The organism is Herbiconiux sp. L3-i23, assembly GCF_023734115.1.
In the GTDB taxonomy this organism is placed as follows: domain Bacteria; phylum Actinomycetota; class Actinomycetes; order Actinomycetales; family Microbacteriaceae; genus Naasia.
Map to the genome: position 1 here is coordinate 120,197 of NZ_AP025737.1, position 22,935 is coordinate 143,131.

Here is a 22,935-nt window from a genome sequence, read left to right on the forward strand (position 1 = left end):
GCGTGACGCAGGCCCTCGACGAGATCTCGGTCGTCCTCCTCTTTTCCGCGATGGGTGTTTACGCCCTCGCGTTCATCGCGTTCACCCTCGACCTCGCGCGTCGTTCCGCCCGCGTCGGCGACGTGGCGGTGTCAGGTGCCGAGCGCATCGCCGCCGCCCGCGCCTCCGGCGGGGTCGCGACCATCCAGCGCACCGAGACCGTCGACAAGGCCGGCGCCCTGGGCCGCACCAAGGAGTCGGTGGCGCTGCGGATCGGCGTCGTGCTGGCCGTCATCGGCTGGCTCCTGCAGCTCGGGGCGACCGTGCTGCGCGGCATCGCCGCCGAGCGGGTGCCCTGGGCGAACATGTACGAGTTCGCCATGACGGGCACGCTTCTCATCATGGGCGTCTTCCTGCTGACGCTGCTCCGGCGCGACCTCCGCTTCCTCGGCGCCATCGTCACGGGCCTCGTCGTCATCCTCCTGGGCATCACGACCGTCGCGTTCCGCGTCGACGTCGTTCCGCTGCCGCCGGCGCTGCAGTCGTACTGGCTCGTCATCCACGTGCTGGTCGCGATCCTCGCCACCGCGTTCTACACGATCGGGTTCGCCCTGTCGGTGGTGCAGCTGCTGCAGACCCGTCGCGAGGGCGGCGCGGCCCCGAGCCGGTTCCGCCTTCCGGGCGCCATCCCGAGCGCGAAGGCCCTCGAGAACACGGCCTACCGCGTGATCGTCATCGGTTTCGTGTTCTGGACCTTCACCCTCATCGCGGGCGCCATCTGGGCCGAGCACGCGTGGGGCCGCTACTGGGGCTGGGACACCAAAGAGGTGTGGACCTTCATCATCTGGGTCATCTACGCCGGCTACATCCACGCCCGTGCGACGAAGGGCTGGCGCGGCTCACGGTCGGCCTGGCTCGCGATCATCGGCTTCTCGGCGGTGCTCTTCAACTTCGGCATCGTCAACGTGTTCTTCAAGGGACTGCACGCCTACTCGGGACTCTGATCCTCCGTCGTCGGAATGGCGGCGAGGAGCGCGTGGGTACGCTCGATCCGCGCACGCCACCAGGCGGTCCTCTCGGGTGACGCCGCCCACCGCTCGAGCAGAGCGGGGTCGGGTTCCACCCGTCGCACGTCGATCCCGCCGTCGAAGGGGAGCAGCGGCCGGTCGGTGACGTCCGCCGCAAGAAGCGCGGCGGTGCCAAGCCCGCAGTCGAAGCGGAGGTCGGGCAGGGCCGCGGCGAGTTGGGCACCCATGGCCAGTCCGACCGAGGTCTCGAGCGCGCTCGACACGACGACGGGAAGGCCCAGTCGGGCGGCATGGCGGAGTGCAGGACCGATACCGCCGAGCGGCGCGGCCTTGACGATGACGATGTCCGCGGCGTCGGAGAGGTCGACCGAGTCGGGGTCATCGGCCTTGCGCAGACCCTCGTCGGCGGCGATGTCGATGCCGATCCGCCGGATGCGGCCTCGCAACTCGGCGAGCTCGTCGAGGGTCGCGCAGGGCTGCTCGACGTACTCGATATCGAACCGTTCGAGTTGTCGGATCGCGTGCTCCGCCTCGTCGACGTTCCAGGCGCCGTTCGCGTCCACCCTGATCCGTCCGGCGCCACCGAGCGCCTGGCGGACCGCCGCCACACGGGCGAGGTCGTCGGCGAGCTCGCTCCCGCGCTCGGCGACCTTCACCTTCGCCGTTCGAGCACCCGGAAAAGTGTCGAGCACCTCTGCGACGTCGTCGGCCGGAACGGCGGGCACTGTCGCGTTCACGGGAATCCGGCCGCGAATCGGCGCGGGTGCCTCCTCCCAGCCGAACTCGATCGCCGCTCGCAACCAGCGCGACGACTCCCGGTCGTCGTACTCGACGAACGGCGAGAACTCCGACCAGCCGTGCGGCCCGCGAAGGAGTGCGGTTTCCCGTCGCTCGATTCCGCGGAAGCGCCGCCGCAGCGGCAGCTCGACGACGTGAAGATCGGTTAACACATCATCGATATCGGGACGCATGCGATCGATTCTGCCGTCAGCGCTGCGGGAATCGCCTGTCAGATCGTTGCCGCAACCGTGCGGCGGAATCACCTACTCCCGTCCGCTGACGGAGTTGACGTGCCGCTCATCGTCAACAGGAGCATGCTGGCCTGGACGACGACCGCCCCTGATGGGCGCGTTGTGTCCGCTTCCATCCAACATCCCAGCGGCACGAAAGAAGGAAACCGTCATGTCGAACCCCCTCGCCGCGTACCTCGACCTCACGACTCCGCACGTCGCCGACGCCTGCATGCGACTCGGAATCGAGGTGCGCTGCGTCCCGGCCGGAACCCGTCCGGTCTCGGCTAACACTCACTTCGTCGGACGGGTGCGACCCGCGCGGCACAGCGGAAGCGTCGACGTCTTCCTCGAAGCGTTCGAGCACGCGGAGGAGGGGGATGTGCTGGTGGTCGACAACGGCGGTCGTCTCGATGAGGCGTGCGTGGGTGACCTCGTCGCCCTTGAGGCGCTCGGCGCCGGGCTGGCGGGGATCGTGATCTGGGGTCTGCATCGCGATACGCCCGAGTTGCGGGAGATCGGTCTCCCCCTGCTGAGCCTCGGAACTCTTCCCACCGGACCGGCCACCGCGTCCCCGTCGTCGGCGGATGCTCTCGAGAGCGCGCACTGCGGAGAGCACCTTCTCACCCGCGCCGACTTCGTGCTGGCCGACGACGACGGCGCGGTCTTCCTCCCGTTCGACCGGGCCGAGGAAATCGCCGACAAGGCGGCAGAGATCCGCGACACGGAGCGGAGGCAGGCGCACCTGATGCGCAATGGCACCAGCCTGCGCCGACAGACGCGCTTCACGGAGTACCTGGCCGCCCGCGTCGAGGGGGGCCTCACGTTCCGTGAACACCTCAGGGGTGTCGGCGCCGCCGTGGAGGAGTAGCAGGTCAGCGACCCTCGATGTGACGATGGGACACCCGGTCGGTTTTTCACGGTCGGTTGATGCGGGCGCCGGAGCGCCCCGCATCAATCTCAGCCGTTCGTCTCGACCGACAGCCACTCCCATTGCCTCGAGCACGAACGGGAGCACGACCGAGCCCAAGCGGTAGGCGCTGTTGCGGGTCTCGCCGGATACCCCTCCCTGTCTGTCCGCTCGAGCGTCTCAGGCCGCGGCAGCTAGCCAATTCTGGCGAGCCCGTCGGCGACCGAGTCGATGACAGAGGGAAGCATCAGTTCCGCGGCATAGTGTGCGAGCGTGCCGAAGGACGAACCGACTCAGGATCAGCCCGTGATGGACGGGGCCGAAGACGCCACCGCCCAGGAGAAGCGCGACGGTCGACAAGACCAGATCGACGCCGACGAGGTGCGCGACGCAGCGGTCGCCACAGAGAGAGAATCCAAGGGAGAAACCTCTCGCGTGGTCGAGTAGCCCTGGAGGGGCCGATCAGCTGCGCAGGGCGAGCACGAACGGGAGCACGGCCGGCGCGCCGGCGCCGCGCAGCAGGCGCGCTGCGACCGTGAGAGTCCAGCGGCTGTCGGCCAGGTCGTCGATCAGCAGCACGGGCCCCGTCGCCGAAGCCAGCTCGGACACGAGTCCGTCGCCGACCCGGAACGCCGGCCAGACCGAGCCCAGACGGTAGGCGCTGTTGCCGGTCTCGCCGGGTGCGCCCCCTTCGCCTGCGCGCTCGAGCGCCCCGAGACGCGGCAGCCTGCCGATTCGGGCGAGCCCGTCGGCGACAGAGTCGATGAGCAGCGGGCGGCTGCGGCTCGGCATCGTGACGATGCCAACCGGTCGTTCGTCCCACTTCCACTCGGCGAGGACCCGTACGCAGGCCTCGAGCATGCCCTGCGTCACCGGCTGGTCGGGCGCCCCGGCGGCGAAGAGCTCGCGGAGCGGTCCTCCCCAGCCGAGGTCGGTGAGTCGAGCGAGTGCGCGGCCTTCACCGGCTCGTTCGGTCTGCGGCAGGTTGCCTCGAACCGGCACGCCGCGGGAGCTCGCGCCCGTCGGCCACTGCGCACGCGGCTCGACGACGACGCCCACGCGGTCGAGCGACTGGGTGGCCTCCCGGCTCGAGTCCTCCGGGACGTCGGTCGGGTACCAGGCGCCGGCGCACCGGTCGCATCGCCCGCACGGTGCTGCGCTCGGATCGTCGAGCGTGCGCTGCAGGAACTCCATACGACAACCGTCGGTCGTCTCGTAATCGAGCATGTGCTGCTGCTCGGCCGTGCGCGCCTCGGCGATCCGGTCGTAACGGTCGGCGTCGTACGACCACGGCGTTCCCGTCGACACCCATCCGCCTCGCACCCGCCGCACCGCGCCGTCGACGTCGAGGACCTTCAGCAGCAGCTCGAGCCGCGATCGCCGGATGTCGACCAGCGCTTCGAGCGCCGGGGTGGAGAGAGGCTCGTCGCCGAGTTCCCGCAGCACCGCTTCGGCCCGCTCCTGAGTGGGCATCGCCGCGGTAGCGAAGTACTGCCAGATATCCGGATCCTCGGGGCCGGGAAGCAGCAGGACGTCGGCGTTCTCTGTGGCACGTCCGGCGCGTCCGACCTGCTGGTAGTAAGCCACCGGCGAGCTCGGGGCGCCGAGGTGCAGCACGAAGCCGAGATCGGGCTTGTCGAAGCCCATGCCGAGGGCGCTCGTCGCGACGAGCGCCTTGACCCTGTTCTGCTCGAGCAACTCTTCGGCCTGTTCGCGCTGGTCGGGGTCGGTCTGACCCGTGTAAGCGAGGACCTCGTGGCCTGCTTCGCGCAGCAGCCGCGCGGTGTCCTCGGCCGCCGAGACGGTGAGGGCGTAGATGATGCCGCTGCCCGGCAACTCGCTGATATGCGCCATGAGCCAGCCGAGCCGGGCCGCGGCATTGGGCAGTCTCAGGACGCCGAGGCGGAGCGAGCTCCGTGCGAGCGGCCCGCGGATGGTCAGCACCGCACCGGCGGCGGGCCCTGCCGCGCCGAGCTGCTCGGCGACATCGGCGACGACTCGGGCATTCGCCGTGGCCGTCGTCGCCAGCACGGGAACGCCGGTCGGAATCCGCTCGATCAGTTCGCGTAACCGGCGGTAGTCGGGTCGGAAGTCGTGACCCCAATCGGAGATGCAATGCGCCTCGTCGACCACGACGAGCCCGGTGCGATCGACCAGCTCGGGCAGTTGCTCGTCGCGGAAGGTCGGATTGTTGAGACGCTCCGGCGACACCAGCAGCACGTCCACCTCGTCGCGCGCGATCTGAGCGCGAACGTCGTCCCACTCGTGGGCGTTGGCCGAGTTGATGGCGACCGCCCGCACTCCCGCGCGCGCGGCGGCGGCGACCTGATCGCGCATCAACGCGAGCAGCGGGGAGACGAGCAGTGTGGGCCCGGCCCCGCGGTCGCGCAGCAGTCGGGTGGCGACGAAGTAGACCGCCGACTTGCCCCAGCCGGTGCGCTGCACGACCAGCGCCCGCCGGGCATCGTCTACGAGCGCCGAGATCGCCTCGAACTGGCCGTCGTGGAAGACCGCGTCGGGCCGACCGACCAGCTCGCGGAGTGCGGATTCGGCAGCGACGCGGGTATCCATCTCCCAAGCCTGCCAGGCCGGTCCGACACCGCGATCCGAGCGATCACTCCGCTTCGATGGGAAGCCACAGCTCGCAGGTCGCGGTGCTGAAGTCGTCCGAGCGCTCGAGCACCGCGACGATCGACGGACCGGGGCGCAGCCGCCAGGGGTTCGAGGGGAACCAGTCGGTGGCGGTCGCCGCCCATGCCTTCTGCAGGACGGCCGGATAATCGCCCGCGACCCGGAAGACGGCCCACATGCCGGCCGGAACGCGGATGACGTCGAGATCGTCGGGCGCGGCCGTGGAGTCGCGGATGGCGACGCCGTGCAGGTAGATCAGTTCGGTTCCTTCGGTGTAGTCGGGGTCGACGTCTGCGCTGACCTGCAGCAGTCCTGCCGGCTCCGTCTCGCTGAGCGCTTTCAGACGGATGTGCTCCGACGCGGGGAGCGACTCGACATGGGCTCGGATGTGAGGATTGATCCCCTCGTGGATGAGAGGCACCTACGCGGCGTGGCCTACGAGGCGGAAGTCCGGTCGATTCTCGATGCGGGTGTCCATACTGCTGCTTCCTTCGACGGTCAGGCGGAACCTGAGTTGCGGTTGTGTTCGAAGAGGGCCGCCCGAACGGCGTACGTCGGCGGGACTCGCGCCGTGCACCGATCGGAACGCCCGGCCGAACGCCTCGGTGGAGCCGTACCCGTATCGCACTGCGATCGCCAACAACTCACCGCCGCCGAGGACGTCTCCGACCGCGACCGTCATCCGTCGGCGGCGGATGTACTCCGAAAGCGGCATGCCCGAAAGCGAGGCGAACATCCGGCGGAGGTGGTACTCCGTCGTCCCGAGACCAGACGCGAGCGCGCTCACCTCGATGTCGTCGGTCAGACGTTCCTCGATCAGCTCGACGAGTCGGTTCAGTTCCGCGATCATGGCGCTCCCTTCGGCAACCACCTTGCCGATCTCACCGCGATCGAACCCTACTTCCGCGGTCCGATCCGATCGGTTCCTCTCGTCGAGCGAGCAGTGGAGCAAGATTTTCGGCCCGACGCTTGACCCTGCCGTAGCGTCAGCCCTTCACGCTCGTCGCATGAACACTTCACTCACCTGGATCGAAAAGCTCGTCGGCAGCATCGACGACAAGAAGCAGTACCGCGACTACCGGGCGCGCGTCCGCCGCCTGCCCGGCGACTACCGTTCGACGGCCGAGGCCATCGAGCGCTACCTCACCCACGTCGGACCCACCTCGGACAGTGATGCGCTCCTCGCCGTGCTCACCGACCTCGTCGAACGACTGGAGGCCGGCGTCGCCCGCGGCGCCTCCGTGGCCGACGTCATCGGCGATGACCCCGTCGCATTCGCCGAGGAGCTCCTGCGGGTGCATCCCGGCGCCGGCTGGATGGATGGCTGGATCGGGAGCGAGCGCACACGGCTGACGGATGCGGTGCGCGCCGCGAGCGCGAGCGCGGGCGCGGGCGGTGCACGATGAGCGCGGCGACGGTGCCGGCGATCGCGGTCCGCGGCATCGAGAAGTCGTACAAGGAGTTGCGAGTGCTGCGCGGCGTCGACCTCGAGGTGCAACGCGGCACCGTGTTCGCGCTGCTCGGCTCGAACAGGGCGGGCAAGACGACGCTCGTGAAGATCCTCTCCACCCTGCTGAAGGCCGACTCGGGGACGGCGTCGATCGTCGGACTCGACGTCGCGACGCAGGCGGCCGAGGTGCGGGCGGCGATCAGCCTGACCGGGCAGTTCGCCGCCGTCGACGAGCAGCTGAGCGGACGCGAGAATCTCGTGCTCATCGCCCGCCTCCGCCATCTGCGTTCGCCGGGCGCCATCGCCGACGAGCTGCTCGCCCGCTTCTCGCTTACCGAGGCCGGCGCCCGGAAGGCGTCGACCTACTCGGGTGGCATGCGGCGGCGGCTGGACATCGCGATGAGCCTCATCGGCGACCCGGCCGTCATCTTCCTCGACGAGCCGACCACCGGCCTCGACCCCGAGGCACGGCAGGAGGTGTGGGAGACGGTGCGGCAGCTCGTCGGCAAAGGCACCACCGTGCTGCTGACGACCCAGTACCTGGAGGAGGCCGAGCAGCTCGCCGATCGCATCGCGATCCTGCACCAGGGCCGCATCATCGTCGACGGAACGCTCGCCGAGCTCAAGAAGCTGCTGCCCGCCGCGACCGTCGAGTACGTCGAGAAGCAGCCCACCCTCGAGGAGGTGTTCCTCGCCCTGACCGGCGACGGCGCCGACGAGATCACCGACCAGACCGACGCCGAGACCACCGGCGGCAGCGCTGCCACGGCATCGGCCGAGAAGTAGAAGGAACGAATCCATGAACACGCACTTCTTCGGCGACACCGCCGTGCTCACCGGTCGCTCACTGACCCACATCGTGCGCAGCCCCGACACCATCATCACGACCGCGGTGACACCCGTCGCGATCATGCTGCTCTTCGTCTACGTCTTCGGAGGCGCCATCGACACCGGCGGCGCCTCGGACTCGTACGTCGTCTACCTGCTCCCCGGAATCCTGCTCATCACCGTCGCGTCGGGCATCGCATACACCGCGTACCGGTTGTTCGGCGACCTGCAGGGCGGCATCTTCGAACGCTTCCAGTCGATGCCGATCGCCCGCGCCTCGGTGCTGTGGGCGCACGTCCTCACCTCGCTCATCGCCAATTTCGTCTCGCTGGTGCTGGTCGTCGGCGTCGCTCTGATCATGGGCTTCCGCACCGGCGCCGACATCGGCGGCTGGCTCGCGGTGATCGGCATCATGGCCCTGTTCACCTTCGCCCTCACCTGGCTCGCGGTCATTCCGGGCCTGCTCGCCAGTTCGGTCGAGGGGGCGAGCGCGTTCTCCTACCCGCTCATCTTCCTGCCGTTCATCAGTTCGGCCTTCGCGCCGACGGAGTCGATGCCCGGCCCGGTGCGCTGGTTCGCCGAGAACCAGCCCGTCACCTCGATCGTCGACTCGATCCGCGCGATCTTCGCGGGCCGGCCGGTGGGCGGAGAACTGTGGGTCGCCCTCGCGTGGTGCGCAGGCATCCTGGTGGTCGCCTTCGCCGTGTCGATGGTCGTCTACCGACGGAAGACCTCCTGACGGCTCGCGCCGACGGGAGCAGGAAGGGCAGGATCGGACCGTGCTGACCATCAGTCAACTGGCCGCCTACGCCGGTGTCACCGTGCGGGCCGTCCGTCACTACCATCAGATCGGGCTGCTGCCGGAACCGGAGCGCGACCGGTCCGGCTACCGCCGATACGGTGCGCACGCGGTGGTGTCGCTCGTGAAGATCGCCACCCTCGCCGATGCCGGCGTGCCGCTGGCCGAGATCGCCGAACTGCTCGAGGCCGACGATGCGACCTTCGCCGCCGCCGTCCGCCGCATCGACGCACGGATCCGCGACGAGATCGCGAGGCTCGAGCGCAGCCGCGACTCGGTGGAGCAGTTGGCTGCGGGCGATGCGATGCTGCTGCCGCCGGAGGTGGTGGAGTATCTCGACCGCCTACGGGCTCTCGGCATCTCGGGACCCGTGCTCGAGGGCGAGCGAGACGGCTGGGTCATCATGGCGGCGCGCTGGCCCGACCGGGTGCGCGAATGGATGCCGGGCAAGCTGGCCTCGCTCGAGGATCCGCGCATCGTGCGGCTCTACCAGGTGCTGTCGCGGCTGTTCACAGAGGAGCCGGACGAACCCCTGATGGTCGAGGCGGCGGACCTCATGGCGAGCCTCGCCGAGGAGGCGTACGAGCAGGGCTACAACACCCAGCAGGAGTCGCAGGAGGACGAGGTCCCCTTCGATCTGCTCGAGCTGCTGGCACTGGAAACCGACCCTCGCGCGCAGCGGATGGTCGAATTGATGCGCGAGCGTGGCTGGGCGGGATGGACCCGGCTGGAACGGGTGGCCCCGCTGGGCTGAGTTCCGGTATGGGCTGCCCCTCAGCCCTCCTCGGCGGCCCAGCGTCCGAGCGCCACGATCGCCGCGCGCAGTGCGCGTCCGCGGTCGGTCAGCGCGTACGCGCGGGTGTTGTGACGCAGCGGCAACCGCGAGAGCACCCCCGCTTCTTCGAGCTCGCGCAGGCGGGTGGCCAGTATGTTCGTCGGCACTCCGAGCTCGCGCTGCAGGTCGCCGTAGCGCTTCGGCTCGTCGAGCAACTGCTCCACGATGAGCAGAGCCCATCGGGCTCCGACGATGTCGAGCGCTGCGGCGAGGTCGCTCACGCGGTCGGGGCGGCGTCCGTCTTCATCCAGAACGGCGAGTAGTGGTAGCCGTCGGGGTCGTCGAACTGGCGCTGGTACATGAAGGGGTAGTCGTCGGTGTCGCCGATGCGCCCGCCCGCCGCACCGGCGCGCTCGACGAGCTCGTCCACCGCTTCCCGGCTGCCGAGATCGAACGAGACGGTGACCTTGGATGGCGTGTCGGGTCCGCCGATCAGCTCTTCGGTGCCGCCGACGCTGGCGTACATCTCACGGCTGCCGAGCATGAGGTACTGCTCGGGGGCGATCGCGAAGCACGACACGTTGTGGTCGGACATCTCGGGGTTCAGGGTCCACCCGAGGGCGGTGTAGAAGGCGGTGGCGCGCTCGACGTTCTCGACCGGGCAGGTGATGAAAAGGCTCATGCGGGCATACTTGCAAAATGCAAGTACCCCTGTCAATGGGTGCGAGAGCGGGCCGTCGCGACGCAGGAACGACTCGCTGTCGCTTGCGCGCCTCAGGCGACCGCGCGCTTGACGAGGTCGAGCAATCGCTTCTCGTCCTCGTCCGAGAGAGCGAGGATCGCGTACGAGCTCGGCCACATGCCACCGTCTCCGATGAGCGTCGCGTCCTCGAATCCGAAGGTGGAGGACGTGGTCTTGTACTTCGACGCGGCCATGAAGAAGCAGACCACCGTGCCGTCGAGGTAGTAGGCGGGCTGGCCGTAGCGGAGCTTCGGCTGCAGCTGTGGAACCTGCTCGAGGATCGCCTCGTGGATGCGGAGGGCGATGTGCTGCTCGTCGGGCGTCATCGCATCGATGATCTTCCGCACCTCGGCGTCGCCGTTCTCGCGCTTCTTGAGTTCCGCGGCTCGGACCCTCATCGCCTTTCGCTCGTCGGCGGAGAACGTGTCGGACTGGTCGGGCATGGTCTTCCCTTCGGTTGCGAGAGCGTTCCTCAACGTTAGGGAGCAGCATCGCTCCTGTCTTCTCGAAACCTGACCGGTCGGCGCTCGTCGTCGCGGTCGGGCCGGCGCCGTGTCACGCCCGCGAAGGGCTCAGCGGAGCGGAATAGGCTCGGGGCATGGCCGTCTCCGAACTGTTCGACCCCGAAGAGTGGACCGATGTCGACGGGTGGGCCGGTGACGACATCACCTACCACCGTTCCCGCGACGGGCGCATCGCGCGGGTCGCGTTCAACCGCCCCGAGGTGCGCAACGCGTTCCGCCCTCAGACGGTCGACGAGCTCTACCGTGCCCTCGATCACGCGCGGCAGGACTCGCGGGTCGGCGTGGTGCTGCTGACCGGGAACGGCCCGAGCCCGAAGGACGGCGGCTGGGCGTTCTGCAGCGGCGGCGACCAGCGCATCCGCGGCCGTGACGGCTATCGGTACGAGTCCGGCGAGACCGCGACCGGGCGCCTGCACATCCTCGAGGTGCAGCGCCTCATCCGCTTCATGCCGAAGGTCGTCATCGCCGTGATCCCCGGCTGGGCGGCCGGCGGCGGGCATTCGCTGCACGTGGTCTGCGACCTCAGCATCGCGAGCGCCGAACACGGCAGGTTCAAGCAGACCGACGCCGACGTCGGATCCTTCGACGCGGGCTACGGCAGCGCCTACTTCGCCCGACAGGTGGGCCAGAAGTTCGCCCGCGAAGTCTTCTTCCTCGCCCGGGAGTACAGCGCCGAGCGGGCGCTCGAGACCGGGGCGATCAACGCGGTCGTGCCGCACGCCGAGCTCGAGAGCACCGCTCTCGACTGGGCGCGCGAGATCCTCGGCAAGTCGCCGACCGCGATCCGGATGCTGAAGTTCGCGTTCAACGCGGTGGACGACGGCATGGTCGGCCAGCAGGTCTTCGCCGGGGAGGCGACCCGTCTCGCGTACGGCACCGACGAAGCGGTCGAGGGGCGCGACGCGTTCCTCGAGAAGCGCGATCCCGACTGGTCGCCCTACCCGTGGCACTTCTGATCCCGACGCGTCGATGAGACCGCTCCAGCCGATCCGGGCCGACCCCGCCGAGGTGCTGGTCGCCCTTCGTGCGGCGCTCGCCGGAGACGGGCCCGCCCTGCTCCCGTATCCGATCGACGCGGAGCCTCCGACCGGGCTGCCCGAGAGCGTGCCGAAGCGGGTCGCCGTCGTCATCGAGACCTCGGGAAGCGCGGGTACTCCGAAGCGGGTCGCGCTCAGTGCCGACGCGCTGCTCGCCGGCGCCGCGATGACCGACGCCGCACTCGGCGGCCCGGGACGCTGGCTCCTCGCCCTTCCCGTCCACTACATCGCCGGGCTGCAGGTGCTGGTGCGGAGCATCGCCTCTGGAACAGAACCCGAGATCATCGCCCCCGGATTCTCACCCGCCGACTTCGCCGCGGCGGTCGAGCGTTTCGGCGACGAGCGCCGATTCACCGCGCTCGTCCCCGCCCAGCTCGGCCGGCTGGTGGACGCCGCCGAAGCGGATGCGGAACTGAGAAGCGCGTTGCGAGGAATGCATAAGACGCTCGTCGGCGGGCAAAGCCTTCCCGGTGCACTCGCCGTTCGCGCCGCCGACGCCGGACTCGAGATCGTCCGGACCTACGGGTCATCGGAAACCGCGGGCGGTTGCGTCTACGACGGTCGTCCGCTCGGCAGCACCGCGGTCGAGATCGTCGACGGGGAGATCTGGCTGTCGACCCCCGCGCTCGCCGAGGAGTACGTCGGCGACCCCGGACGGACCGCCGCGGCATTCCCCTCGCGCGACGGACTGCGCTGGTACCGCACCGGCGACGAGGGCCGATTCGACGACGGCCGGCTGACCGTGACCGGGCGCCGCGACGATGTCATCATCTCCGGGGGAGAGAAGGTCTCGCTCGGGCTGATCGAATCCGCGGTCCGTGAGCTCCCGGGGTCGGAGGGCGCCGTCGTCATCGCCGGCGACGACGACGAGTGGGGGCAGGTCCCCGTCCTCGTCACGACGGGGGAGACGGATCTCGCCGCGGTGCGCGCCGCGGTCGTCGAGCGTCTCGGGCGGGCCGCCGGTCCACGACGGCTGCTCCGGCTCGAGCGCATCCCGTTGCTCGCGAGCGGCAAACCCGACCGCCAGACGCTGCGCCGACTGGTCGGCGATGCGCGCCCCTCGGTGCACGTGACCGCCCTGCTCGTCGGCGACGGTGCAGGCCGGACCCTGCTCGTTCGCAAGCGGGGCACCGCTTCCTACATGCAGCCCGGCGGCAAACGCGAACCCGGCGAGACGGCCGCCGAAGCGGGAGTGCGCGAACTCGTGGAGGAGCTCGGCATCGCCACCACCGTCTCCGACCTCACCCCCCTCGGTACCTTCCGATCGCGGGCGGCCAACGAGGCCGGTCACGATGTCGTCGCCGACGCGTTCGCCGTCGATGTCGCCCCCCACGAGCCGACACCGCAGGCCGAGATCGACCACGCGCTCTGGGTGACGCCCGCCGACGCGGCCGACCTCCCCCTCGCGCCGCTGACGCGCGAACACCTGCTGCCGCTGCTGACGGCCGGTCCGGCCGGTGAGGCGGGCAACGGCGAATAGAATGCGCCGGTGCCCAAGAGCAAGACGAAGAAGCGTCCCGCCCGCAAGAAGCCGCAGCATCACGCGCCGGTAGCGGGGACGAAGACGCGCACGGCACCTCGCAGCCCGCGCGCCGCGCGTGCCGGAATCGGCGGCTGGATCGGTGCCGCCCGCCCGCGCACCCTGACCCTCGCGGTCGCCCCTGTCGCGCTCGGCACCGGCGCCGCGTACCTCGCCGGCGGCGCGGTGTGGCACGAGTACCGCATCCTGCTCTGCCTGGCCGTCGCCGTGCTGCTGCAGATCGGCGTCAACTTCGCCAACGACTACTCCGACGGCGTCCGCGGAACCGACAAGCACCGCGTCGGACCGGCGCGCATCACCGCATCGGGAGCCGCGAAGCCGCGCACCGTCCTCACCGTCGCGCTCGTCTTCTTCGCCCTCGCGGCGCTCGCCGGGCTGGCGCTCGTTCTCATCACGCAACTGTGGTGGCTGCTCGCCGTCGGCGCCGTCGCGATCGCCGCCGCCTGGTTCTACACCGGCGGTAAGCGTCCCTACGGCTACGCCGGGCTCGGGGAGCTGTCGGTGTTCGTCTTCTTCGGTCTCGTCGCCACCATCGGAACCACCTACGTCCAGATCGAGCAGGTGCCGACCGAGTCGTGGCTGTCGGCGATCGGCATCGGCCTGCTCGCCTGCGCGGTGCTGGTCGTCAACAACATGCGCGACATCGAGCAGGACCGCATCGCCGGCAAGCGCACCCTCAGCGTGCTCATCGGGCTGCGCTGGTCGAGGATCCTCTTCTGCGTGCTGCTCGGTGCGCCGTTCGTGATCGTCGGGTTCTTCTCGATCTTCTACCCGCTGGCGATCCTCGTGTTCTTCGCGCTGCTACTGGCGGTTCCCGCCGGGCTCATCGCGGTCACGGCGCGCACCGCGAAGGAGCTCGTGCTCTCCCTCAGCCTCACCAGCATCCTGGCGCTGGTCTACGGCGTGGGTCTCGGAGCCGCGTTCGCGTTCTGACGCCACGTCGTCCTCCGCGTCCGCATCATCGTCGTGGCCGCCGCCGCGGCGGGCCCCCTCGATTTGCTCGGACACCGCCGCGCGCGGCTTCGTGAAGAAGATGTAGGAGACGCAGAACGCGATCACCGCGGCGAGGATGGTCGAGATCCACGGTTCGATCGGCAGCAGGAGCAGCAGCACCGCGAGGATCACCGCGAACAGCCCCAGTCGCAGGAGCGAGAACCAGAGCCAGGCCAGATTGCGGCGACGAGGAGCTTCCACGGGCTTCAGTGTAGGTCGCGAGCATCCATCACTCCCTCAGTCGCCCTGCTCTATCGTTGAGCCATGGCTCGGTTCTGGGTGATCGCGGCGGTCGTCGCGGTGGCCTTCATGATCTACTCGCTCGTCGACTGCGCACTCGCCGATCGATCGCGGATCCGTGGCCCGCGCAAGTTCGTGTGGATCCTGCTGATCCTGCTGCTGCCGATCATCGGCGGGCTGCTGTGGTTCGTCATCGGCCGTGGCCGCGCGACCCGTCCGCCGGTGCAGCGTCGACCGGTCGCCCCCGACGACGACCCCGCCTTCCTCGACCGGCTCCGGCGCGAAGCCGACCAGGAGGAGCGCATCCGGCGACTCGAGAAGGAGCTCGCCGACCTCGACGACGACCCGGCGGCAGACCCCGACGGCCCGGCGACCCCTGAGGGTCCCAGCAAGACCGACGGCAAGGACGGCACGGACAACGCCGACCGCCGCGATGCCTGACGCGGGCAATCCCGCGAGCGTCTTCGCGACGGCGCTGCTGCGCCGGCTCGCCGCCCACGGGATGCGGCACGTCGTCCTGAGTCCGGGGTCCCGGTCGCAGGCGCTGGCCCTCGCTGCCGCTCACGCGGAGAAGGACGGCCTCCTCACGGTGCACGTGAGGATCGATGAGCGTTCCGCCGGGTTCCTCGCTCTCGGGCTCACCCGGGCGTCCGGCACCCCGGTCGCCGTCATCACCACCTCCGGCACCGCGGTCGCGAACCTGCACCCGGCCATGCTCGAGGCGTGGCATTTCGGCGATCCGCTTATCGCCATCACGGCGGATCGCCCGGCCGAGCTGCGCGGCCGGGGAGCGAACCAGACCACTACGCAGCCCGGCATCTTCGGCCCCGCCGCCACCTGGGAGGTCGACGTCGCGGCGCCGACCGGTGGCGACGCCGACGTGACCGAGGCCTACCGGGTCGCCGACGACGCCTACGAGGCGGCGCTGGTCGGGCAGCCCTTCCCGGCGCCCGTTCACATCAATCTCGCTCTGCGGGACCCGCTCTCGGGCCCGGCCGACATCCCGAGCGATGCCCCGGTGCGGTCGGTGTCGCGCGGCGACGGCGAGGCGCGCCTTCTCGACGGCGGGCTGCGCACCGTGGTGGTCGCCGGTGCCGGCGCCGGTCCGGCCGCCGAGTCGCTCGCCCGCGAGGCGCAGTGGCCGCTGCTGGCCGAGGTGACGAGCAGCGCCCGCTTCGGTCCCTCCCTCGTGCCCGCCTACCGCCGAGTACTGGGCGACGCCGCTCTCGTCGCCGACGTCGAGCGGGTCGTGGTCTTCGGCCGCCCGAACCTCAGCCGTCAGGTCCCCGCTCTGCTGTCGCGCTCGGGCGTCGAGGTCGTCGTCGTGCGAGCGGCGGGCGCCGAGCAGTTCGACCCGGCCGCCCGGGCGGAGGTCGTCGACGCGGTCGCCCTCACGGACGGCTTCGACCCCGACCGTGCCTGGCTGGGGCGGTGGATCGTCGCCGGCCGTGCGCTGGACGACGACGGCGACGACGCCGCGTACATCGGCGGCAGCGGGTCGTCCTCGCCCGCCGAACGCAACAGGCTCGTCCGCTCGGAACTCGACGCGATCCGCGCGCCGATCTCGCGGCGCTACCTCGTCGACGCCGTCTGGCGGGCGAGCTGGCCGCATGATCGGCTCTGGTTGGCCGCGTCGCGCCTCGTGCGCGAGGCCGACGCGAGTGTGCCGGGGAAGAAGATTTGGGTGCACTCGAGTCGAGGGCTCGCCGGTATCGACGGCACCATCTCGTCAGCGCTCGGTCTCGCGCTCGCCGCCGCCGACGATCCGCGCGGCGCCGCGGGCACGACCCGCGTCCTCCTCGGCGACCTCGCCTTCCTGCACGACGTCGGCGGGCTGCTGCTGCCGCCCGGCGAAGCGCGACCCCGCATCCAGCTCATCGTCGGCAACGACCGGGGCGGCTCGATCTTCGACGGTCTCGAGGTCGCGGCGACCGCCGACCCCGACCTGTTCGACCGCGTGCTCTACACCCCGCACACCGTCGACATCGCCGCCCTCGCGCAGGCGTACGGATGGGAGTACCTCAGCGTCTCGACGCGGGGCGACCTCGACCGGGCGCTCACCTCGCCGGCGCAAGGGCCGAGCATCCTCGAAGTGCCGCTCGGTCGCTGAGCCGGTCGGGCCGCATCCGGGAAACGGTCGGCGCCGGTCGCGTGTCGCTCCGCGCTGCGGCAGACCGATGTGCCTAGCCTGTCTTCCTCTTCGAAAGGACGGGCATGGACATCTCCGACATCATCGGCGTCTCGATCCTCGTCGCCTCCGGTGCGGCCATGGTCGCCGGTCTGCTGCGTCAGTTCCCGGTGCGGCTACGTCGCCGCGGCTAACCGAACGCTTCGACGATCGGTCGGAACTTCATCGCCGTCTCGGCGAGCTCCCGCTCCGGCTCGGACCCTGCGACGACCCCCGCCCCGGCGTACGCGGTGATGGTGTCGCCGTCGACCTGTGCACAGCGCAGCGCAATCGCCCATTCGCCGTCGCCGTTCGCGCTCAGCCAGCCGACGGGTCCGGCGTAGCGGCCTCGATCGAACGGTTCGAGCTCGTCGATCGTCGCCGTCGCGACCGCCGTCGGCGTGCCCGCCACCGCGGCGGTCGGATGCAGCGATCGCAGGAGATCGAGCGAGCTCGAGCGGTCGGAGAGCACTCCCTCGACGTCGCTCGCGAGGTGCCAGAGGTTCGGCAGCTTCAGGGCGAACGGAACGTCGCTCGCCGCCAGCGACGAGGTGTGCGGGGTGAGTGCGGCGAGGACGCTGCGCAGCGCGAAGCCATGCTCGTCGTGGTCCTTGTCCGAGGTCACCAGGGCGAGCGCGGCGGCGCTGTCACTGGCGGCGTCGACGCCGCGGGCGCTGCTGCCCGCGAGCACACGGGCCTGGACCGTGCCCGAGTCGACGCGCACGAGCATCTCGGGGCTCGAGCCGATGAGGCCGTCGACGGCGAAGGTCCAGCAGTCGGGGTAGCTCGTCGCGAGCCGTTCGAGCGGCGTGCGCAGATCGAACGAGGTCGGCAGCTCGCCGCGGAGGTCGCGCGCGAGGACGACCTTCTCGACCCGGCCCGCCTCGATCTCCCGTACCGCCTGCGCGACCGCCGCCGAATACGCGCTCTCGGCCATGCGGCCAGGGGTGAACCGGATCGCCGGAGCGGTGCCCGGCTCGGCGAGAGCGGGCGAGCCGGCGGGAGTCTCGCCGACGACCGTAATGCGGGTGAGCCACGCTCTGCCGCCGCGCCGACCGAAGATGATGCGAGGCACGATGAGCGTGCTGAGCGTCGAGGAGGTGGGGGAGAAGGCGAACGAGCCGAACGCGACGAGGCCGGTACCCGGCAGGTGCAGTGGGTCGTCGATGGTGCTGCGTGCGCTGAGAGCACGCCAGGCCTCGGCGGCGTCGTCGAAACGAGACGCCCCAGAGAACTCCCACCGGACCGCTTCCCCGACGCCGACGAAGCCTTCGCCCCCTCGCAGCCAGGCCAGCGGAGCGGCCGGGTCGGTCGAGCGGAGCAGCGAGTCGAGGGAGCCAGTGTCGGGAAGTGCCATGGTGGCCACCGACAGGGTCGGGGTCTCTACCGGAAGCACCCACCGAGCCTACGCCCGCACAGCTGCGGGAAGGCCCGGACCTTCGTCCACCGTACGTCCATGTCACTCCACCTAGAATCTCCTTGTGAACAGCGCGGACCTCGGCAAGCGTGCGTCCGATGTGGCGGCGATGTTCGACACCGTGTCGACTCGCTACGACCGCACGAACACGGTCCTCTCCGTCGGCAACGACGTCATCTGGCGCGCCGCGACGACGAAGGCCGTCGACCCGCGCCCGGGCGAGCGGATCCTCGACCTCGCCGCCGGTACCGGGACTTCGAGCGCGGCGCTCGCGAAGTCGGGCGCCGAGATCGTCGCGGCGGACTTCTCCGCCGGCATGCTCGAGGTCGGACGCCGCCGCAACGCGGGCGTGCGCAACCTCACGTTCGTGCACGCCGACGCCCTCGACCTTCCGTTCGAGGACGACGAGTTCGACGCGGTGACCATGTCCTTCGGCCTGCGCAACGTCGAAGACACCCACACGGCGCTGTCGGAGCTGTACCGCGTGACGAAGCCAGGCGGCCGCATCGTGATCTGCGAGTTCTCGCGTCCCGTGAACGGCGTGCTCCGCCTCGGGCACCGCATCTACCTCCGCGCCGCCATGCCGCTGCTGTCGAAGCTGTCGAGCTCCAACGCTCCGGCCTACGACTACCTCGGCGACTCGATCTTCGACTGGGCCGATCAGCCCACCCTCGCGTCGTGGATCCGCGACGCCGGGTACACCGACGTCGCCTACCGCAACCTGACCGGAGGGGTGGTCGCGTTGCACCGCGGCACCAAGCCGGGGAGCAGCCGGTGAGCCCGGCGATCCCCGCGACGAGGCGCAGCAAGGCGCTCTCATCGCAGCTCGGCCTGACCGAACGCATCTTCTCGAGCCGCGACGACCGCGCGATGGCGGCGACCATCGAAGACGGGCTCGCCCTCGTCGAAGAAGGCCTGCTGCGCGAACTCGAGTTCGCCGACAACATCGCCGACGTCACCTCCCGCTACCTGCTCTCCGCCGGGGGCAAGCGGGTGCGCCCCATGCTCACCCTGCTCACCGCTCAGCTCGGTGACGGCAACGTCCCCGCCGTGCTCGCCGCCGCCCAGGTCGTCGAGATCACGCACCTCGCGTCCCTGTACCACGACGACGTGATGGACGAAGCGGAGCAGCGACGCGGTGTGCCGAGCGCCCAGGCAGTGTGGGGCAACTCGGTCGCGATCCTCACCGGCGATCTGCTGTTCGCGCGGGCCAGCAAGCTGGTCGCCTCGCTCGGCGAGCGGGCGATCATCCTGCAGGCCGATACCTTCGAACGCCTCGTCCTCGGCCAGCTCAACGAGACCGCCGGCCCGCAGGAGGGCGACGACCCCATCGAGCACTACATCGAGGTGCTCGCCAACAAGACGGGGTCGCTGATCGCGGCGGCCGCTCAGATGGGTGTCGTCTTCAGCAACGCGGCGGAAGAGTACGAGAACGCCGTCATGCTCTTCGGCGAGCGGATCGGCGTCGCCTTCCAGCTCGTGGACGACGTCATCGACCTGTCGCCACGTGCCGACGACACCGGCAAGGTCGCGGGCACCGACCTCCGCGCCGGCGTGCCGACCCTTCCCCTCCTCTACCTGCGCCGCTCCGCGCTCACCGACCCGCAGGCCGCGGGCCTCCTCGCCCGCCTCGAGGCGGGCATCGCGTCGGACGAGTCGCCGGAGTTCGAGTCGGCCATCGCGGAGCTCCGCGAGCACCCCGTCACCGCGACGACCCTCGCCGAGGCGCAGCGCTGGGCCGACGACGCGGTCGCCGCACTCGCACCCCTTCCCGACGGATCGGTGAAGAAGGCGCTCACGCGCTTCGCCGAAGCCATGGTCGAGCGTTCGCGCTGACCCGACGAGCAAGTAAGGATACGAACCGCATGACCAAGCTCCGGCTGGCCATCGTCGGCGCGGGCCCGGCAGGGATCTACGCCGCCGACCTCGCGATCAAGGCGGAGCGCGCATTCGACGTCTCCATCGACCTGTTCGAGCGCCTCCCCGCGCCGTACGGGCTCGTCCGCTACGGCGTCGCACCCGACCACCCGCGCATCAAGGGGATCATCTCGGCGCTGCGCGAGGTGCTGGACCGCGGCGACATCCGCTTCTTCGGCAACGTCGAGTACGGCGTCGACATCACCCTCGACGACCTGAAGCGCCACTACAACGCCGTCATCTTCTCCACCGGGTCGTTCGGCGACGCGCCTCTCGACATCCCCGGCATCGAGCTCGACGGCTCGTACGGCGCCGCGGACTTCGTCAGCTGGTACGACGGGCACCCCGACGTACCGCGCACCTGGCCGCTCGAGGCGAAGGAGATCGCGGTCATCGGCAACGGCAACGTCGCGCTCGACGTCGCCCGCATCCTCGTGAAGCATCCCGAAGACCTGCTGCCGACGGAGATCCCCGACAACGTGTACGAGGGTCTGAAGGCCTCGCCGGTCACCGACGTGCACGTCCTCGGCCGTCGCGGACCCGCCCAGGTGAAGTTCACCCCGCTTGAGCTTCGCGAGCTCGGCGAGGTGCCCGACGTCGACATGATCGTCTACGACGAGGACTTCGACTACGACGAGGCGTCGAAGACCGCGATCGCCACGAACAAGCAGGTGTTCGTGATGGACAAGGTGCTGAACCAGTGGCGTCAGCGCGAGACCGGCACCGCGAGCCGGCGTCTGCACCTGCACTTCTACGCGAAGCCGCTCGAGGTGCTCGGTGAGGACGGCAAGGTCGCCGGCTTCCGGTGGGAGCGCACCGAGCCCGACGGCGAGGGCGGAGTCCGTGGCACGGGCGAGATCCGCGAGCTGCCCATCCAGGCCATCTATCGGGCGGTCGGCTACTTCGGGTCGCCGCTGCCGGAGATCCCGTTCGACGAGAAGCGCGGCGTCATCCCCAATCGCGAAGGCCAGGTGCTCGACGACGCCGATGAGCCGCTCAACGGCGTGTACGCGACCGGGTGGATCAAGCGCGGACCGGTCGGCCTCATCGGGCATACCAAGTCCGACGCGATGGAGACCCTCGGCCACGTGCTGAACGACCAGGGCAACTGGTGGACCCCCACCGAGCCCGAGGAGTCGGCGGTGCCGGCGCTGCTCGAGTCGCGCGGGGTCGAGTTCACGACGGTCGACGGCTGGCACCTCCTCGACGCCCACGAGCTCGCCCTGGGCGAAAAAGTCGGCCGCACGAGAATCAAGGTCGTCCCCCGCGACGAAATGACCGCGATCTCCCGCGCTTAGATCCGATATTGCGGGCATGAACGCACGTTCCGGCGGGCGCACAAGCCCGGAACACACGTTCTCGGGAGGGCGTTCCGGGCGAACGCGCACGTTGCGGCGGGCCGCGGACGCCGGAACGCACTCGCGCCCGTTGATCGACGACCGCGTGGATGCAGTCGGCGCCTACTGCAGCGCGGAGGTGAGGCGGGCGAGGTTGTCGAGCACGGTCGAGCGCAGTGGCTGCTTGTGCCACTCGTCGAGGGTGAGCTGCCGGCTGTTCTGACGGTAGTGCGCCTCGACCTCGCGCATCTGTGCGACGAAGCGGCGGTCGGGCACCATCAGCGACACTTCGAGGTTGAGGCTGAACGAGCGGATGTCCATGTTGCTCGACCCGATGACCGCGACCTCGTCGTCGATCGTGAAGTGCTTCGCGTGCAGGATGTACGGCGCCCGATACATCCAGATGATGACACCCGCGTTGAGCAGCGCCTCGTAGTACGACCGCTGCGCGTGGTAGACGAGGGCCTGGTCGCCGATCTCGGAGACGAACAGCTCCACGTGCAGCCCCCGCTGCACCGCGGTGGTGATGGCCATCAGCATCGACTCGTCGGGCACGAAGTACGGCGACGTGATGATGATCTTCTCCTGCGCCGAGTAGAGCAGCGAGTTGAACAGCCTCAGGTTGTTCTCGCCCTCGAACCCGGGACCGCTCGGCACCACCTGGCAGTCGACGTACCGCGGATCGTCGTCGTCGGTGATGGGCTCGGCCTCGCGGGTGAGCAGCTCGCCGGTCTCGCCGTACCAGTCGGTGATGAAGATGGCGTTGACGCCGGCGACGATCGGCCCCTTGAGGCGCACGATGATGTCCTGCCACTGCAACCCGCGGCGCTTGTTGCTGCGCTTGTTGTAGCTGCGGTCGACCATGTTCTGCGACCCCATGAACGCGACGTTGCCGTCGACGACGAGGAGCTTGCGGTGGTTGCGCAGGTCGGGGCGCTGATACTTCCATCTCCACGGCTGCACGGGCAGCAGCAGATGCCACGCGATCCCCGCCTTGCGCAGGTAGCGGATGGTGGTGAAGTAACCGGGGGAGCGCAGCGACGCGATGTGGTCGAGCAGCACCCGGACGACGAGTCCTCGTTTCTTCGCGTCGGCGAGGGCTTCGAAGAAGGGGCGTGTGGTGTCGTCGAGGGCGAGGATGTAGAACTGCGCGTGCACGTAACGCTTCGCGCCCCGCACGGCGTCGGTCATCGCCGCGATCGACTCGTGGTAGTTCTCGTAGAGCCGGGTCTGGTTGCCGCCGACGAGCGGCATGGCGCCGAGGGTGCGGTTCAGCTCGACCACCGACTGCAGCCACTGCGGACGCTCCGGGTCGTGCGCGACCCGGTCCATGCCCTCGGTGGTGTCGAGGATGAACGTGTTGATCTCGCGCTGCTTCTCGCGCCGCCGCTTGGGCAAATGCGGGCTGCCGATGAGGAGGAAGAGGAAGAGGCCGACGTACGGCAGGAAGAAGACGAGCAGCAGCCAGGCGGTCGCCGATCCCGGTTTGCGGTTGCGCGGGATGACGATGATCGCGCCGATCCTGATCGCGAAGTCGAGGACCAGCAGGAAAATACCGAGGGCGAGCGTCATTCCCGCCGAATCCATGCGCCGAAGTCTATAGACGCGAGG

Annotated in this window: 22 protein-coding genes and 2 pseudogenes; 15 read left to right on the top strand and 9 right to left on the bottom strand. The window is 69.8% G+C overall.

All coding sequences use genetic code 11. The features are described 5' to 3' along the window. Window positions 1–2: 2 nt before the first annotated feature. On the top strand, window positions 3–983 hold the full coding sequence (ccsB, locus tag NGH83_RS00620; RefSeq protein WP_371872711.1) for a c-type cytochrome biogenesis protein CcsB: 981 nt from the start codon (window positions 3–5) through the stop codon (window positions 981–983). Here the strand turns inward: ccsB and NGH83_RS00625 are convergent. Further along, entirely contained in the window at window positions 968–1,978 is a 1,011-nt protein-coding gene (locus NGH83_RS00625; RefSeq protein ID WP_251857162.1) for an o-succinylbenzoate synthase, read from the bottom strand. The genes ccsB and NGH83_RS00625 overlap by 16 nt on opposite strands. Window positions 1,979–2,189: 211 nt before the next feature. Between NGH83_RS00625 and NGH83_RS00630 the strand changes: the two genes are divergently transcribed. Next, the gene (locus NGH83_RS00630) at window positions 2,190–2,888 is read left to right on the top strand and encodes an RraA family protein (protein ID WP_251857163.1); all 699 of its coding nucleotides are present in this window, start codon (window positions 2,190–2,192) and stop codon (window positions 2,886–2,888) included. Window positions 2,889–3,200: 312 nt separating this feature from the next. Further along, window positions 3,201–3,374 carry a hypothetical protein gene (locus NGH83_RS00635; protein ID WP_251857164.1) on the top strand — a complete coding sequence of 58 codons (174 nt, stop codon included), beginning with the start codon at window positions 3,201–3,203 and terminating at the stop codon, window positions 3,372–3,374. A gap of 15 nt (window positions 3,375–3,389) precedes the next feature. Here NGH83_RS00635 and NGH83_RS00640 read toward each other — a convergent pair whose 3' ends face one another. Continuing rightward, entirely contained in the window at window positions 3,390–5,498 is a 2,109-nt protein-coding gene (locus NGH83_RS00640) for an ATP-dependent DNA helicase RecQ (protein WP_251857165.1), read from the bottom strand. A gap of 43 nt (window positions 5,499–5,541) precedes the next feature. Continuing rightward, window positions 5,542–6,408 (bottom strand): annotated as a pseudogene (locus NGH83_RS00645) (GyrI-like domain-containing protein). A gap of 157 nt (window positions 6,409–6,565) precedes the next feature. Between NGH83_RS00645 and NGH83_RS00650 the strand changes: the two are divergent. Genes NGH83_RS00650 through NGH83_RS00665 form a run of 4 tightly spaced genes read left to right on the top strand, consistent with a single transcriptional unit; the run spans window position 6,566 to window position 9,389 of the window. Next, entirely contained in the window at window positions 6,566–6,964 is a 399-nt protein-coding gene (locus NGH83_RS00650; protein WP_251857166.1) for a DUF1048 domain-containing protein, read from the top strand. Continuing rightward, window positions 6,961–7,794 carry an ABC transporter ATP-binding protein gene (locus NGH83_RS00655; protein ID WP_251857167.1) on the top strand — a complete coding sequence of 278 codons (834 nt, stop codon included), beginning with the start codon at window positions 6,961–6,963 and terminating at the stop codon, window positions 7,792–7,794. Before NGH83_RS00650 ends, NGH83_RS00655 begins: the two co-directional genes overlap by 4 nt. Window positions 7,795–7,807: 13 nt before the next feature. Then, window positions 7,808–8,575: an ABC transporter permease gene (locus tag NGH83_RS00660; RefSeq protein ID WP_251857168.1), complete on the top strand. Its 768-nt coding sequence runs from the start codon at window positions 7,808–7,810 to the stop codon at window positions 8,573–8,575. A 40-nt stretch (window positions 8,576–8,615) separates the two neighbouring features. After that, complete coding sequence (locus tag NGH83_RS00665; RefSeq protein ID WP_251857169.1) at window positions 8,616–9,389, top strand: MerR family transcriptional regulator; 774 nt, start codon at window positions 8,616–8,618, stop codon at window positions 9,387–9,389. Between the two features lie 20 nt (window positions 9,390–9,409). Here the strand turns inward: NGH83_RS00665 and NGH83_RS00670 are convergent, their stop codons facing one another. The 3 genes from NGH83_RS00670 to NGH83_RS00680 form a co-directional block, all read right to left on the bottom strand. Beyond that, window positions 9,410–9,691 carry a helix-turn-helix domain-containing protein gene (locus NGH83_RS00670; protein WP_251857170.1) on the bottom strand — a complete coding sequence of 94 codons (282 nt, stop codon included), beginning with the start codon at window positions 9,689–9,691 and terminating at the stop codon, window positions 9,410–9,412. After that, a complete protein-coding gene (locus NGH83_RS00675; RefSeq protein WP_251857171.1) occupies window positions 9,688–10,092 on the bottom strand; it encodes a VOC family protein in 405 nt (134 codons plus the stop codon). Before NGH83_RS00675 ends, NGH83_RS00670 begins: the two co-directional genes overlap by 4 nt. Window positions 10,093–10,184: 92 nt before the next feature. After that, window positions 10,185–10,595 carry a DUF1801 domain-containing protein gene (locus NGH83_RS00680; protein WP_251857172.1) on the bottom strand — a complete coding sequence of 137 codons (411 nt, stop codon included), beginning with the start codon at window positions 10,593–10,595 and terminating at the stop codon, window positions 10,185–10,187. Window positions 10,596–10,750: 155 nt separating this feature from the next. On the opposite strand from NGH83_RS00680, the gene NGH83_RS00685 reads away from it, so the two are divergent. From NGH83_RS00685 to NGH83_RS00700, 3 genes are read left to right on the top strand one after another with little or no spacing between them, the layout of a single operon-like run. Then, window positions 10,751–11,632 carry a 1,4-dihydroxy-2-naphthoyl-CoA synthase gene (locus NGH83_RS00685; protein ID WP_251857173.1) on the top strand — a complete coding sequence of 294 codons (882 nt, stop codon included), beginning with the start codon at window positions 10,751–10,753 and terminating at the stop codon, window positions 11,630–11,632. Window positions 11,633–11,645: 13 nt separating this feature from the next. After that, window positions 11,646–13,193 (top strand): AMP-binding protein, encoded by a 1,548-nt coding sequence (locus tag NGH83_RS00690; protein WP_371872715.1) that lies wholly within the window; start codon window positions 11,646–11,648, stop codon window positions 13,191–13,193. Between the two features lie 9 nt (window positions 13,194–13,202). Continuing rightward, window positions 13,203–14,186, top strand: coding sequence for a 1,4-dihydroxy-2-naphthoate polyprenyltransferase (locus NGH83_RS00700; RefSeq protein WP_256470110.1), 984 nt, complete (start codon window positions 13,203–13,205; stop codon window positions 14,184–14,186). A gap of 69 nt (window positions 14,187–14,255) precedes the next feature. Here the strand turns inward: NGH83_RS00700 and NGH83_RS15310 are convergent. Continuing rightward, window positions 14,256–14,447: pseudogene (locus tag NGH83_RS15310) on the bottom strand (DUF4229 domain-containing protein); the annotation flags it as partial. A 63-nt stretch (window positions 14,448–14,510) separates the two neighbouring features. Here NGH83_RS15310 and NGH83_RS00705 point away from each other — a divergent pair. Next, window positions 14,511–14,927, top strand: a complete 417-nt coding sequence (locus NGH83_RS00705) for a PLDc N-terminal domain-containing protein (protein ID WP_251857174.1) — start codon at window positions 14,511–14,513, stop codon at window positions 14,925–14,927. Continuing rightward, the gene (menD, locus tag NGH83_RS00710) at window positions 14,920–16,596 is read left to right on the top strand and encodes a 2-succinyl-5-enolpyruvyl-6-hydroxy-3-cyclohexene-1-carboxylic-acid synthase (RefSeq protein ID WP_251857175.1); all 1,677 of its coding nucleotides are present in this window, start codon (window positions 14,920–14,922) and stop codon (window positions 16,594–16,596) included. The genes NGH83_RS00705 and menD overlap by 8 nt, the downstream gene beginning before the upstream one ends. Window positions 16,597–16,804: 208 nt before the next feature. Here the strand turns inward: menD and NGH83_RS00715 are convergent, their stop codons facing one another. Further along, entirely contained in the window at window positions 16,805–18,010 is a 1,206-nt protein-coding gene (locus NGH83_RS00715; protein WP_251858563.1) for an isochorismate synthase MenF, read from the bottom strand. 124 nt (window positions 18,011–18,134) lie between these two features. Between NGH83_RS00715 and NGH83_RS00720 the strand changes: the two genes are divergently transcribed. From NGH83_RS00720 to NGH83_RS00730, 3 genes are read left to right on the top strand one after another with little or no spacing between them, the layout of a single operon-like run. Continuing rightward, window positions 18,135–18,848: a class I SAM-dependent methyltransferase gene (locus NGH83_RS00720; protein ID WP_251857176.1), complete on the top strand. Its 714-nt coding sequence runs from the start codon at window positions 18,135–18,137 to the stop codon at window positions 18,846–18,848. Further along, a complete protein-coding gene (locus NGH83_RS00725; RefSeq protein ID WP_251857177.1) occupies window positions 18,845–19,906 on the top strand; it encodes a polyprenyl synthetase family protein in 1,062 nt (353 codons plus the stop codon). The genes NGH83_RS00720 and NGH83_RS00725 overlap by 4 nt, the downstream gene beginning before the upstream one ends. Window positions 19,907–19,935: 29 nt before the next feature. Further along, the gene (locus tag NGH83_RS00730) at window positions 19,936–21,285 is read left to right on the top strand and encodes an FAD-dependent oxidoreductase (RefSeq protein WP_251857178.1); all 1,350 of its coding nucleotides are present in this window, start codon (window positions 19,936–19,938) and stop codon (window positions 21,283–21,285) included. A 162-nt stretch (window positions 21,286–21,447) separates the two neighbouring features. On the opposite strand, the gene cls is transcribed toward NGH83_RS00730, so the two are convergent. Then, on the bottom strand, window positions 21,448–22,911 hold the full coding sequence (gene cls / locus NGH83_RS00735) for a cardiolipin synthase (protein WP_251857179.1): 1,464 nt from the start codon (window positions 22,909–22,911) through the stop codon (window positions 21,448–21,450). Window positions 22,912–22,935 lie beyond the last annotated feature (24 nt).

What these genes read in the sequence shown, in the direction of transcription:
- NGH83_RS00625 (WP_251857162.1), bottom strand. Translation starts at nt 1,978, where the DNA reads ATGCGTCCCGATATCGATGATGTGTTAACCGATCTTCACGTCGTCGAG.
- NGH83_RS00630 (WP_251857163.1), top strand. Translation starts at nt 2,190, where the DNA reads ATGTCGAACCCCCTCGCCGCGTACCTCGACCTCACGACTCCGCACGTC.
- NGH83_RS00640 (WP_251857165.1), bottom strand. Translation starts at nt 5,498, where the DNA reads ATGGATACCCGCGTCGCTGCCGAATCCGCACTCCGCGAGCTGGTCGGT.
- NGH83_RS00650 (WP_251857166.1), top strand. Translation starts at nt 6,566, where the DNA reads ATGAACACTTCACTCACCTGGATCGAAAAGCTCGTCGGCAGCATCGAC.
- NGH83_RS00655 (WP_251857167.1), top strand. Translation starts at nt 6,961, where the DNA reads ATGAGCGCGGCGACGGTGCCGGCGATCGCGGTCCGCGGCATCGAGAAG.
- NGH83_RS00660 (WP_251857168.1), top strand. Translation starts at nt 7,808, where the DNA reads ATGAACACGCACTTCTTCGGCGACACCGCCGTGCTCACCGGTCGCTCA.
- NGH83_RS00675 (WP_251857171.1), bottom strand. Translation starts at nt 10,092, where the DNA reads ATGAGCCTTTTCATCACCTGCCCGGTCGAGAACGTCGAGCGCGCCACC.
- NGH83_RS00680 (WP_251857172.1), bottom strand. Translation starts at nt 10,595, where the DNA reads ATGCCCGACCAGTCCGACACGTTCTCCGCCGACGAGCGAAAGGCGATG.
- NGH83_RS00685 (WP_251857173.1), top strand. Translation starts at nt 10,751, where the DNA reads ATGGCCGTCTCCGAACTGTTCGACCCCGAAGAGTGGACCGATGTCGAC.
- NGH83_RS00690 (WP_371872715.1), top strand. Translation starts at nt 11,646, where the DNA reads ATGAGACCGCTCCAGCCGATCCGGGCCGACCCCGCCGAGGTGCTGGTC.
- NGH83_RS00705 (WP_251857174.1), top strand. Translation starts at nt 14,511, where the DNA reads ATGGCTCGGTTCTGGGTGATCGCGGCGGTCGTCGCGGTGGCCTTCATG.
- menD (WP_251857175.1), top strand. Translation starts at nt 14,920, where the DNA reads ATGCCTGACGCGGGCAATCCCGCGAGCGTCTTCGCGACGGCGCTGCTG.
- NGH83_RS00715 (WP_251858563.1), bottom strand. Translation starts at nt 18,010, where the DNA reads ATGGCACTTCCCGACACTGGCTCCCTCGACTCGCTGCTCCGCTCGACC.
- NGH83_RS00730 (WP_251857178.1), top strand. Translation starts at nt 19,936, where the DNA reads ATGACCAAGCTCCGGCTGGCCATCGTCGGCGCGGGCCCGGCAGGGATC.
- cls (WP_251857179.1), bottom strand. Translation starts at nt 22,911, where the DNA reads ATGGATTCGGCGGGAATGACGCTCGCCCTCGGTATTTTCCTGCTGGTC.